The sequence below is a fragment of the Novosphingobium sp. P6W genome (assembly GCF_000876675.2).
GTDB lineage: Bacteria > Pseudomonadota > Alphaproteobacteria > Sphingomonadales > Sphingomonadaceae > Novosphingobium.
Window position 1 is genome coordinate 462838 of the sequence record NZ_CP030353.1, and the last position, 12665, is coordinate 475502.

Below are 12665 nucleotides of genomic sequence, written 5' to 3' on the forward strand. Positions count from 1 at the left end.
CCTTCGCAAAGAGGATACAATTGTGCCGCCATCGAGCACGAAGCCAACAAGGACTTACAAAAGAAGAGGGCAATGACACGCAGGAACGAACCGGCAGCCTGAAAACAGGGCGCCGTGCCGCCAGTACCGTGAACCTTTCAATCTAAAATATCCGTCCTCGCCAAGGAGCAGCACCCGCCGGGTGCCGTCAGCGCAATAACGCGGGGATGAGACAAATCGGGGAATGAACATGAGTGTGGGATCATATATGTCGAAAACATCCGTCTTCGCTATCTGCGCGGCGGCCTGTTCGATCAGCCTGCCCGCCTTCGGGCAGGAAGAGACAAGCGCCGAGGGGGGTCTCAGTGAAATCGTCGTCACTGCCGAAAAGCGCCCAAGCACGGAGCAGAAAACGCCGCTGTCGCTGACGGTGCTCAGCGCCGAGACACTCGCCAGGAACAGCGTCGGCAACGTCGACGACATCAGCCGAGTGGCCCCTTCGGTCTCGATCACCAATTCGGGCGCAGCGCCGATCATCGCCGTGCGCGGCGTCTCGAGCCGCGATGTTACAGAAATCGGTGACCCTGCGGTCTCGATCAGCATCGACGGTTTCAACCTCCAGCGCGCAACCAGCCTGCAGGCTGGTTTCTTCGACCTCGAGCGTATCGAAGTGCTGCGTGGGCCGCAGGGCACCCTGCTCGGCCGGAACGCCACCGGCGGCGCCATCCAGGTCATAACCGCCAAGCCCTCGCTCGACGGGTTCAAAGCTCAGCTCGGGGGCGAAATCGGTAACTACGATCTGTACAGCACCAAGGGCATGGTAAACCTGCCCGTCACCGACGAGCTCGCCATCCGCGCCTCGTTCCAGACGCGTGATCGTAACGGCTACCGCAACACGCCAGGCAAGGACGGCGACGACGAGCACAGCAAGGCTGCACGCCTTCACGTCCTGTGGAAGCCGACCTCACGCCTCAACGTGCTGGTGACCGGCGAATACGCGCATAACAGCGGCGTCGGTACCGTCATCAACGGCTTCCCGCTCCAGACCTACACCGCCGCGAACGTGCCCGACGGCTTGAACGTCGGGGATACGGTCTTCGACAAACCGGATCTCGGCAAAGCCAAGAGCTTCTACAGTCCGGACGGCGGCTTCATGCGTTACACTGTGTGGAACGTACGCTCCCAGATCGACTATGACTTCGACTTTGCAACTCTGACCTATCAGGGCGGCTATCGCCATTTTGACTATAGCCGCAAATACGCATTCGGCGGCAATCCCGGCACCAACCGCCAAACTCTCTCGTTTGAACAGTATGAAGACGTTGGCACTTGGAACCACGAAGTACGCCTGTCATCTAATTCGACCGGTCCGTTCAAGTGGCAGTTCGGCGCCTACTACTTCCGTGAGACGAACGATTTCGTCGGAAACTTCACCGATTATCCGGATCAGGACACCCTGCACGGGGATTACTTCCTCATCCAGCGCTTCACGTATCCGGATATCGCCGCCGAGGCCAAGGCGTTGTTCGGCCAAGCGTCTCACGAGATCGTCCCCGGCCTTACGGCATCGCTCGGCGCGCGCTATTCGAAGGACAAGAAGGATCGTCACACTAATATCCTGACGACCAACTTCAACACCTACATCAGCAGCCGCTGCGACCTCACCGACAGCTGCGCCTACACCACGACTACTGGCTACCAGGTCGCCAAGTCGAGCAAAACGACGTTCCACGCCGGGCTGGACTACCAGATCACGCCGCAGAACATGGTTTATGCCAAGTTTGACACCGGCTACAAGGCGGGCGGCTTCACCGACCTTGGGGTCTACGATCCAGAAGCGGTCAAGTCCTACGAGATTGGCGCTAAAAACCGGTTCTTCGGCAATACGCTGCAGGTGAATCTCTCGGCCTACCTGTACAACTACACCGACCAGCAGGTCAGCCAGTCTATCATCAACGCAGCCGGCGGCGTTTCGGTGCAAATCCTGAACGCGGGCAAGTCGCGCTACAAAGGCATCGAACTGGACACGATCTGGCAGCCGACGCCAGACGACCAGTTCTCGATCTACATCGCCTACTCGCATGCCCGCTACGTCGACTTCGCCACCGGCACCAGCGGCTTGCTGCTGCGCTACGCTCAGGCCGACAATCGCGCGGAACCGGTCTACGGCACCGACGGCACCACCGTGGTCGGTTACAACTACCAGTTGTCCGGCAAGCGCCCGCCACAGTCGCCTGACTGGTCGATCAACCTGGGCTACCAGCATGACTTCCACGTGCTGGGTGGCACACTGACGCCGCGCGCGCAGACGCACATCGAATCCAAAAGCTACTTCCAAATCTACAACTTCGATACTGACAAGCAGAAGGGCTACACCCGCTCCGACCTGATGGTGACCTACACGCCGGAGGCGTCGAACTGGACGTTGACCGCTTACGTGCGGAACATCGAGAATCGTCTGATCCTGGCTAACGGTGCCCTGCCGACGAGCAGCACCTACCAGTCCTACCGTTACCAGTATCAGGCGCCGCGTACCTTCGGTGCTTCCCTTACCTTCAACTGGTAAGAAATCGCTGCCGCATCGGATCAACGAAGGGCGGCGCCATCGCGCGTCGCCCTTTTTTGTTTTGAACGCGCCGTGCAAAAAGTCACGGGAACGCCGGTAACGGATACGGCCTTCGCCGTGATGCCATTTACATAACGCCTGCCCGAGCCGGATCCGGCCGTCACATCTTATCCGAGGACCGACCATGCCGCTGCACCCCCTACAATCGCATCTCCGGTCCGGTGGGCACCGCAAGGCCAGTCTTGCCACTGCCTTGGTGTCGCTGTGCACCCCGTGGGTTCCCTTGGGTGCCGTTCCGGCTTGCGCCCGCGATGTTTCGCCTAAAGTCCTCAGAGCCGCTGTTCAAGTTCAAGTCCCGGCATCGGTGCGGGAACTGGGTGAAATGGTAGGCATAGATTCTGGATCGAGCGACAGCGCCGGCCTCAAGGTCATGGCCACTTATCTGGAAGCCCGTCTGGCAGCGCTTGGTGCAAAGGTAGAGCGCAGGCCCGTTCCCCCGGCAGCGGGTGACATGCTGGTCGCGACGTTGCATGGTTCCGGGAGCGCCAAATTCCTGTTGCTGGCTCACATGGACACCGTTTACCAGCCTGGAGCTGCCGCGAAATGGCCCTTCGTGGTCAAGGGCGACCAAGCGACCGGTCCTGGCGTGAGCGATGACAAGGGCGGCATTGCGGTGGTTTTGGGCACGCTGGCAATGCTGCGCCAACTCCGGTTCGCGGACTACGGTACGATCACCGTAGCCTTCAATCCTGACGAGGAGATCGGATCCCCCGGCTCGCGCACGCTGATCCAGGACCTCGGTTCGCAGCACGACTACGTGCTCTCGTGCGAGCCCGGCGGCAAGGAGCGCATTCTCGCCACCAGCGGGATCGCCACGCTCACCATGACGGTGGAGGGCAAGCCCGCGCACGCCGGAGTAGCCCCGCAGGACGGGCGAAATGCGTTGGTTGCAGCGGCTGATGTGATCGCTCGCACGCGCGATTGGTCCGAACCCGACAAGGGCTTCAAATTCAATTGGACGATTGCCCGCTCTGGCGAGAAGCACAACATCGTGCCTGACCATGCGGAAGCGACCGCGGATATCCGCTATGTCCGTGAAGCGGACGTGACCGCTCTGATGGCCCGCATTCAGGAGCTTGCCGCCGTTCCCACAGTTGCAGAAACAAAGATCGGCTTCACAGTGAACCGCAATCGCCCGCCGATGGTCCCTACCGACAAGGCAAGGGCGATAGCGGTGGTGGCGGCGCAGGCCGCGACCGAGTTCGGGTATCCCGTCATCATCCGCGATACGCCGTTCGGCGGCGGCAGCGACGCGGCTTATGCTGCCGCTTCCGGCAAGCCGGGCGTGGTGGAGAGCTTTGGCATCGGCGGCAATCACGGCCACACTTTCGGCGAGGAAACGGCGGACCTCGGCTCGCTGGCATCCTCGATTTACATCATGGCCCGGACGATTATGCGGTTATCAGACGCTTGATTTCCAAGCGATGTTCAAAATACGGTTAGAGATGACGGGCCGCCAGCCAGTCATCAATTATCGTTGCGACCTGCGCGCTGTTCGTATCCTGCATCATCATGTGCGAATTGCCGAATACCCCAACCTTGGGCAGCTCCACTAATACGGCATCTAAACCTGCCGCCTTGGCTGAATCAACAAACTTTCGGCAAGCCTCCAGTCGAGGCAACCATCGTTCCGACTGGGCAATATAATCGCCAAAAACGACAAGGATCCTCGGCTGCGCAGATCGGTCCGGGAACTGCCCGACTGCGGGGCAACTTGCTGGCTCTATTGCAATTATTGCGGAAATTTCCTTTGCGCCTGCTTTTGTTGCCAGGAACGGGTAGATACCAGACTGCGAGTGACTGACAACGACCAACCCTTTTTCACGCTGAGATAAGGCGGAGATTGCCTCGACAGTGGGCGATCTGGCATCCAGCGAAGGCGCAACGTTCGGAACCATTTGCGCCCATAACGCCGACAATGCAGCGACCGGATATTTCAAGCCGGGATGTGCAATAGGATAGCGGGGGCCGAGGCGGAATATCTCCCAGGCAGCCTCCTTCGAAGCCGACGTGACGACCGGCAGCGCGTTGACAGGCGCGCGCCCCTCTCGCACCTCGTTAATTATCGTAGGGTCAAACGCCGAGCGGCCGCGCCAAGCCTGGTCCATTACGTAAACGGGATGCCGCATTCGAACGAACAATTCGTCCCAGCCCGATCGTCCGTCCGGCGTAGTTTCCCACGCCGCTCCCGTAAGACAGCACCCGTGAATTAGCAGGATCGGGCTGCGGGTCTTCCCATCAGGTATCTGGAAACGAACATAAATCTGATCGACAACGATCTGCCCTGAAGACGGGTAAGGTTTGATCTCCCCTAAAGCAGCAGACGACACGTCCCGACCGCCAATGAAGAAACTGCCTTGTCTGGCGATTTTCAAAGGTTTCTCGAGGCTTGTCGGCCTTGCTTCGATCGCGGAAACGGGTTGCAACAGGCCCCCAATCATTGCAACAACCGCGATCTTTTTCATCACCATGGCTCAACGGACCTCAAGATTGGAATTAAACTTTCAGGCGCTGACAGCTAGTGCGCCGTTTGTCAGCGCCTGTGCGGCATAGGCGGCCGCGCGCGCCGTCAGCGCCATGTAGGTCAGCGAGGGATTCTGGCAGGCGCTCGACGCCATCGCCGATCCGTCCGTTACGAACAGGTTGGCGATGTCATGCGCCTGATTGTGCGCGTTGAGCACCGAAGTGCGCGGATCGTGGCCCATGCGCGCGCCGCCCATCTCGTGCACCGCGCCGCCGCCAGAGCCGACGTCGGCCGATTCCGAGATGATCTCGGCATCCATCAGCCCGACCATCGCTTTGGCCTCGGTCAGCGCATGCGCGACCAGCTTGCGCTCGTTCTCGCCATAGGCGAACTCGATGCGCGTCTGAGGCATGCCCAGACTATCCATCTTGTTGGGGTCTATGGTGACGCGGTTGTTTTCCATTGGCAGGCATTCGGCGAATGCCCCCAGCAACATGGTCCAGTCGCCGGGACTGCTCGTGCGCGCCTTTAGTTCTGCGCCCACGCCCGGTGTGCCGATGCCGTCGGCCCAACCGCGCCGTGTCGCGCCGCCCTGATAGGAGTAGCCGCGCAGCATTTCGCGGTCCTCCCCATCGAGGTTCACGAAACGCGGGATGACCACTGAGACGGGCCGATTACCGTAATAGGCATGGCCCTCGAAACCCGGGATGCGCGCGACGACTGACATCGCCAGCGCATGGTCCATGAAGTAGCGACCCAGAGCGCCGCTGGAATTCGCCAGCCCTCCCGGGTTCTGCGCATCGGCGGATCGCAGCAGCACGCTGATCGAATTCACGCTGCCCGCGCACAGGAAGACCATGGCGCTGCGATAAACGGTGCGCTGCCGCGTATTCGCATCGAGCACGCGCACGCCGCTGATCCGCTTGTGGACGGGATCATATTCGAGACTGTCCACGACCGCGTCCGTCACCAGCGTCAGGCGCCCGGTGGCGCGCGCGGCGGGCAAGGTCGAGCTTTGGGTGCTAAAATAGCTGCCGTAGGAGCAACCGCGCGAACAGATGTTGCGATACTGGCAGCGCTGGCGATCGCCCTTCGGCTCGGTCATGTTGGAGCTGCGCCCCATGATGAGGCGGCGATCCGGCCAGCGCTTGGCGATCTGCGCCTTTAGCGCCGCCTCGACAACGTTCATTTCCATCGCCGGCTGAAACACACCATCGGGCAACTGCTCTAATCCTTCGTGCGACCCGGACACGCCGATGAAATCCTCCACGTGGTCGTACCATGCCTTCATGTCGGCATAGCGGATGGGCCAGTCGGTTCCGTGGCCGTCGCGCGCGTTGGCACCCCAGTCGAGGTCGCCCCAGCGGTAGCACTGGCGGCCCCAGACCAGCGAACGTCCGCCCAGCTGGTAGGCACGCCGCCACTGGAACGGGTCCTTCTCGGTGGTCTGGTAGGGGTTGAGCCGGTCATTTACGAAGTGGTCGCGCGACCATTCGGTGAAGCCCATGCCCTTGCTCTGTACCGCATAGTCGGCGGCGTTGAGCTTTGGGTCGCCGAAGCCGCGAAACGGCAATTCCCAGGGCGGTGTCACTTCATTGGCATAGCCGGCCTGGTGTTCGATCGCGCGGCCGCGCTCCAGCATCAGGACATTGAGGCCCCTTTCGGTCAGCTCCTTGGCCGCCCAGCCGCCGGTGATGCCCGATCCGATAACGATTACGTCAAAAGGTCCGCTCATGTGCCTGCGATCTTCTTCTTGATAGAATTGGCGGAATAATCGTTCGACATCGGCCGCCACCCAGGCGTCACCGGCACGTCGCGGTCATAGCGGCCGGGTGCTATTTCATAGGTTAACTGCTCGCTGGCGCCGGTCTCTGATGTATAATAAGCCATCAGGATCAGAGCCTTGGCCGTGAACCATGGGCACGGGAATGTGATTGGGCGAGAAAAAACCCGTCGGTCGTACTCGGACAGAACCGCAGCCTGGCGGTCCTGCGCAAGATCGACGAAGCGAGCACGCCAGAGAAATCCGCCAGAGTCGTCGTCGAGCTCAGCCTCCAAGCGCGAAAGTGTATTCAGTGGCGTGCCCATCAGGCCAGCATCCACCGCCCGCAGCACGAATTCCAGGTTTGTCTGGTTACCGCCGCCTGCCGTCTCGGTGGCAGGGATCACCAGTCCGAGAAGAATCCCCGCCAGCGTGCTGTGCCGGGCTGCACCCAGTTCATCGGGCGCGCATCCCGCAACCGCGTTCAGCGCGGAAGTTGCGGCCAGAACCTGCAGGAGACGCGCACCGCACTGCAAGGCCGACCGCCGGTCGAAACCGATGCCCACACCGTTCCTCATGAGATTGTTTGACACCTGCAACTCACCGTTCCTGACCCCGAGGACGCAATGATGCGAGCTTGTGAGAGCCCGATATACCCGCGACCTGCGTGATACTTCATGCATAAATTAGATAGCACATCAAGAAGTTTCTGAATACAGTTTAGGCTTGAGCAATCGTAAAGCCTGTGCCACCTGCTCAAACGTACCGTGCCGCAAGGCATCGGCCAATACTAAGGGACTGGAAGCACCATGTCAGCAAGGGCCCACCGCACCGAGCGCAATGGACCTGGCAATTCGCAGACCCGCGCGTGGAGCGCGGCGTGAACGGTCAGGTGCGCTATGCGATGATCGGCGGCGGCAACGGTGCGTTCATCGGCCCGGTCCATCGCACAGCTGCCGCAATCGCAGGCAATTGCAGATTGGTCGCCGGCGCGTTCAGCCGCGATCGATCCCGATCGCAGGCGACAGGTCAGGAACTTGGTCTGGCAGCGGATCGGTGCCATGCGGGCTGGCAGGATCTCGTCTCTCACGAATGCAGCCTGCCCGCAGCGGAGCGGGCGCAGTTCATTGCCATCGTTGCTCCCAACAACGTCCACGCCCCCGCCGCGATCGCTGCAATGGAGGCGGGGTTCGCTGTTCTGATCGAAAAGCCGCTGGCTGACAGTTCGCAGGCGGCGCGGGCAATCTGCGAGGCGGCCACGCGCACTGGCATGGCCTGCGGTGTGACTCATCCCTATGTCGCCTATCCCATGGCGCTCCAGGCAAGCCGCCTGATCGCACAAGGCGCGCTTGGCCGTATCCGGCGGATTGCGGTGCGTTACGTGCAAGGGTGGCTGGCAAACGCGCAAGATGGCGCGGGCAAGCAGGCCGCTTGGCGCCTTGACCCCGCGCAGTCCGGCGTCGGCGGCGCGGTGGGCGATATCGGCACCCACGCTTTCAATCTGGTGGAGACCATGACCGGCGAGCGGATCACCCATGTCTGCGCCGATCTGCGCACGGTCTTTGCCGACCGCACACTGGACGACGATGGCGCGGCACTTTTGCGTCTTTCCGGGGGCGGTTCGGGAACGCTGATTGCCAGTCAGGTCTGCGCCGGGGAGGCCAACGGGCTGACTGTCGCCATCTGGGGCGAAAAGGCGACGCTTCACTGGAACCAGGAAGACCCCAACCGCTTGCGCGTGATCCGTAGCGCAGGTCCGCAGGAAATATGGAACTGCGGCCAGGACCGCAGCTACCTCGATGGCGAAGTACGGTCCTGGACGCGGACTCCTGCCGGGCATCCTGAGGGCTTTCTGGAGGCATTTGCCAACATCTATCGAGATTTCGCAGCTGCAGTCGAAGGCGCTCCGCCAGCTTTTCCTGCTTTTGCGCCAATTGGAGCGGGGATGCGGGCAATGGCCTTCGTCGATGCCATGGTGGCAAGCAGCAGGGCCGACAGTGCGTGGACGCCCATTGGCGCCCCCGGGCCGCTGGAATAGACGGCTCGGAGCTGCAAATGCCACGCCGCACAAGGACAGGGAAGAGGACAAGGTCATGAACATCGGCATTCGCGCGCGTCTTTCGCTAATGATGTTCCTGCAGTATTTCGTGTGGGGTGCATGGTGGGTTCCGTTTGGCACCTACCTGATGCATGCCGGGCTCGGATCGTGGATTGGCACGATGTTTTCGGCGCAGGGCTTGGCCGCTATCCTCTCGCCACTTTTCGTCGGAGTCATCGCGGATCGCTACTTTTCGGCGCAGAAGGTTGTCGCCGTGCTCCACCTCGCCGGAGGCGCGGCGCTGCTGGCGCTTTCCTATGCGGGCGCAGAGCCCGGACTGGTCTTTGCGCTGACGCTGGGTGCTCTGCTGGCTTACATGCCGACCCTGCCACTGACCAACGCAATCGCCTTTGCGGCAATGACCGACACTGAGCGCCAGTTCCCGGCCGTTCGCGTGCTGGGCACGATCGGATGGATCATCGCCGGCCTGCTGGTTGGATGGCTTGGCGCGGAACAGTCGGCGCTGCCGCTGCGCATCGCGGCGGGCGTATCGGCCCTTTACGCGGCCTATGCTTTCACCTTGCCCGCGACGCCCCCGGCCGCGCCTGCTGGCGCGTCCATCGGCGTGGCGGGCCTTCTTGGACTGGACGCGGTCCGGGGCGGCGATCGCTCATTCTGGACGCTGATCGTGTGTTCCCTACTGCTGATGGTTCCGCTCAGCTTCTATTACGCTTACGCCAATCCGTTTCTGGTTGCCGTAGGGGTTACCGCTGCAGCGGGGGTCCAGACCATCGGTCAGGTCTCCGAAGTCGGTTTCCTGCTTCTTCTGCCTCTGTTCCTGCGCTGGTTCGGGATGAAGACCGTACTGATGATCGGCATGCTGGCCTGGACCGCACGCTACTGCCTGTTCGCTTTCGGGTTCGATACGAGTGGCCCGAATATGCCGATGCTGCTCATCGCGCTGGCGCTGCACGGCGTCTGCTTCGATTTCTTCCTCGTCGCCGGACAGATCTGGGTGGACAAGCGCTTTCCGGCAGAAACGCGCGGACGGGCGCAGTCCTTCCTGGCGCTCGTCACATGGGGCATCGGATCCATCATCGGGAGCCTGCTCGCCAATGCGGTCTATGTCGCGCATGGCAGCGCAAGCGCTGATGCGCCCGCCGTCGACTGGCACGGCTTCTGGCTGGTCCCGTCGGCGCTGGCTGCGGTGGTCGCCATCGCATTCGCATTTTCTTTCCGTGACCGGGCAGCTTCCCGCGCCGACGTTTGACCCTTACCGACAGGCAGCAGCACCATGAAGACGATCAAGGGCCCCGGCATCTTCCTCGCCCAGTTCGCGGGCGACGATGCACCGTTCAATTCGCTGGAGAGCATCGCTGACTGGGCTGCGGGCCTGGGCTACGAAGGCTTGCAGATCCCTAGCAACGACGCACGCCTGTTCGACCTCGAAACCGCTGCCGAAAGCCAGACCTATTGCGATGATATCGCCGGGATGCTCGCCGCGAAGGGGCTGGCCATCACTGAGTTGTCGACGCACCTGCAAGGCCAACTGGTCGCCGTGCACCCAGCTTACGACCTCCAGTTCGACGGCTTCGCAGCCCCGCATGTTCGCGGAGATCCCAAAGCCCGTCAGGAATGGGCGGTCGAGCAGCTGAAGCTGGCGGCGAAGGCCAGTCGTCGCCTTGGTTTGACCACGCAGGCCAGTTTCTCCGGCGCGCTGGCATGGCCTTATTTCTACGCCTGGCCGCAGCGCCCCATGGGACTGGTGGAGGATGCGTTCAAAGAACTGGCCCGGCGGTGGAAGCCAATTCTTGACGTGTTCGATGACAACGGCGTCGATATAGGGTTCGAGCTACATCCCGGCGAAGACCTGCACGACGGAGCCACTTTCGAGATGTTCCTCGACCGGGTGGGCAACCATCCACGCGCCAACATCCTCTACGATCCCAGCCACTTCGTGCTGCAGCAACTGGATTATCTCGCGTTCCTCGACATCTATCACGAGCGGATCAAGTGCTTCCACGTCAAGGATGCCGAGTTCCGACCCAATGGCCGCGTCGGCGTTTATGGGGGGTATCAGGGGTGGGTCGACCGCCCGGGCCGATTCCGTTCGCTGGGCGACGGGCAGGTCGATTTCGGGCAGGTCTTCTCGAAAATGGCGCAGTACGACTTCGCCGGCTGGGCCGTGCTGGAATGGGAGTGCGCCCTCAAGCATTTGGAAACTGGCGCAATCGAAGGGGCACCTTTTATCAAGCGCCATATTATTCATGCTACGGACCGCGCCTTTGACGATTTTGCCGCCAGTGTTAGCAACCGAGAATTTAATGCTCGACTAATGGGATTTTAATTACCGCAAAAAATATTTCGGGCAAAAAATGAAATGTATCGCCGAAGGTATATATATAAAAGCATTACCACAAATGACCAGAGCTGGGTATATTACATACCTTTATTTATTAGGCTCCGCCGGTAACAACTTCCTGACACCCAAGTTGACGCTGACCTTAGAGCCTGATTCATAATTATCCAGCGTATTTTCATAGCCTTGCGATGCAGCAAGCGAAGAGCTGGATTGATGCGATGAACAGCCACGCGGTTGCGGACGGGATAGTCTGCTCGAAGTCGTTGGCGAGACGGCGATTTCGGTTGAGCCATGCTCGGGTTCCCTACTCAGCATGTGGGCAGGTTTGGGCCGAGCGCATCGATGATACGGCATTCGGCGATAGTCGAGCCAGCACATCGATCTAGGCGCCGGACTAGCTGGTCGCGTAACGCGCCAAGGTCGACGAGCTTCCGGTCGATCTCAGCGATGTTCTCGGCGGTAATTGCGCCCACCTCGGTGCAGGGCGCATCACGGGCGTCCGCCAGTTTCAGGAGCTTGCGCACCTGGTCGAGCGTAAATCCGAGATCTCGCGACCGGCGGATGAAAGATAGCCTGTTGAGATGCGGCTCTTCATAGATCCGATAGTTCCCGCTGTTGCGGCCCGGCGCCGGCAGCAAGCCTTCCTTCTCATAGAAGCGGATGGTCTCGACCCTCGTGTCGGTCAGCTTTGCGAGATCGCCGATTTTCATGCTTGACCCTATAGTGACTTCAGGGTGGATAGGACAGGCCGAACAGATACGAATGGGATCGTTACATGGCGCAGGATTGCTGCTCGAAGAAGAGCGATACGCTGGCCCAGCTCGCGGCAAAGAAAGACCAGCGACGCGTCCTCATTATCGTCATGATCGTCAATCTGGTGATGTTCGTCGCGGAGTTCAGCGGCGGTGTGGTTGCCCGCTCGTCCGCTTTGATGGCCGATTCCGTAGACATGCTCGGCGATGCCTTTGTCTATGCGCTCAGCCTCTACGCCCTGCATCGCGGACCACGCTGGGAAACTGGCGCTGCAATCGCCAAGGGGGTGATCATCCTGCTGTTCGGTGTCGCCGTGATCGTCGAAATCGCGGACAAGATCGTGAACGGCGTGCCACCGTCGTCGGGCCTGATGATGGCCGTGGGGAGTGCCGCGCTCGCGGCGAACTTGATTTGCCTTGCCCTCCTATGGCGCTTCCGGACGCTCAACGTGAATATGTCGAGCACCTTCGAGTGCTCGCGCAACGATGTGGCATCCAATGTCGGCGTGCTGATCGCGGCGGGGCTGGTTTCGGCGACCGGGGCTGGATGGCCCGATATTGCCATCGGCGCCATCATCGCTCTCATTTTCCTTCGCTCCGCCTGGCATGTTCTGGCGGAAGCAATCCCGGCCTGGCGCGAGGCGCGAGCGTTTTCGCGACATGGTGGTTGACGCCCTCCTAT

Annotated in this window: 10 protein-coding genes and 1 pseudogene; 6 read left to right on the plus strand and 5 right to left on the minus strand. The window is 61.0% G+C overall.

Annotated features, from left to right (window positions below):
- Positions 1-247 precede the first annotated feature (247 nt).
- Complete coding sequence (locus TQ38_RS18465; RefSeq protein ID WP_052506077.1) at positions 248-2545, plus strand: TonB-dependent receptor; 2298 nt, start codon at positions 248-250, stop codon at positions 2543-2545.
- Between the two features lie 184 nt (positions 2546-2729).
- Positions 2730-4019: a glutamate carboxypeptidase gene (locus TQ38_RS18470; protein ID WP_082058048.1), complete on the plus strand. Its 1290-nt coding sequence runs from the start codon at positions 2730-2732 to the stop codon at positions 4017-4019.
- 25 nt (positions 4020-4044) lie between these two features.
- Here TQ38_RS18470 and TQ38_RS18475 read toward each other — a convergent pair whose 3' ends face one another.
- From TQ38_RS18475 to TQ38_RS18485, 3 genes are read right to left on the minus strand one after another with little or no spacing between them, the layout of a single operon-like run.
- Complete coding sequence (locus tag TQ38_RS18475) at positions 4045-5070, minus strand: hypothetical protein (protein ID WP_043981224.1); 1026 nt, start codon at positions 5068-5070, stop codon at positions 4045-4047.
- 39 nt (positions 5071-5109) lie between these two features.
- Entirely contained in the window at positions 5110-6804 is a 1695-nt protein-coding gene (locus TQ38_RS18480) for an FAD-dependent oxidoreductase (protein WP_043981171.1), read from the minus strand.
- Complete coding sequence (locus TQ38_RS18485) at positions 6801-7424, minus strand: gluconate 2-dehydrogenase subunit 3 family protein (RefSeq protein ID WP_162792291.1); 624 nt, start codon at positions 7422-7424, stop codon at positions 6801-6803. The genes TQ38_RS18480 and TQ38_RS18485 overlap by 4 nt, the downstream gene beginning before the upstream one ends.
- A 287-nt stretch (positions 7425-7711) precedes the next feature.
- Here TQ38_RS18485 and TQ38_RS18490 point away from each other — a divergent pair, with 287 nt between their 5' ends.
- The 3 genes from TQ38_RS18490 to TQ38_RS18500 are packed head-to-tail and all read left to right on the plus strand — an operon-like array spanning position 7712 to position 11216.
- Positions 7712-8869: a Gfo/Idh/MocA family protein gene (locus TQ38_RS18490; RefSeq protein WP_162792292.1), complete on the plus strand. Its 1158-nt coding sequence runs from the start codon at positions 7712-7714 to the stop codon at positions 8867-8869.
- A gap of 55 nt (positions 8870-8924) precedes the next feature.
- Entirely contained in the window at positions 8925-10139 is a 1215-nt protein-coding gene (locus tag TQ38_RS18495; RefSeq protein WP_043981175.1) for an MFS transporter, read from the plus strand.
- 24 nt (positions 10140-10163) lie between these two features.
- Positions 10164-11216, plus strand: coding sequence for a sugar phosphate isomerase/epimerase (locus TQ38_RS18500; RefSeq protein ID WP_043981177.1), 1053 nt, complete (start codon positions 10164-10166; stop codon positions 11214-11216).
- A gap of 190 nt (positions 11217-11406) precedes the next feature.
- On the opposite strand, the pseudogene TQ38_RS18505 reads toward TQ38_RS18500, so the two are convergent.
- Together TQ38_RS18505 and TQ38_RS18510 are read right to left on the minus strand one after the other, a co-directional pair.
- A pseudogene (locus TQ38_RS18505) lies at positions 11407-11532 on the minus strand (IS5/IS1182 family transposase); the annotation flags it as partial.
- 7 nt (positions 11533-11539) lie between these two features.
- Positions 11540-11941 (minus strand): helix-turn-helix domain-containing protein, encoded by a 402-nt coding sequence (locus TQ38_RS18510; protein WP_043981179.1) that lies wholly within the window; start codon positions 11939-11941, stop codon positions 11540-11542.
- Between the two features lie 65 nt (positions 11942-12006).
- On the opposite strand from TQ38_RS18510, the gene TQ38_RS18515 reads away from it, so the two are divergent.
- Positions 12007-12654, plus strand: coding sequence for a cation transporter (locus TQ38_RS18515; protein WP_043981180.1), 648 nt, complete (start codon positions 12007-12009; stop codon positions 12652-12654).
- Positions 12655-12665 lie beyond the last annotated feature (11 nt).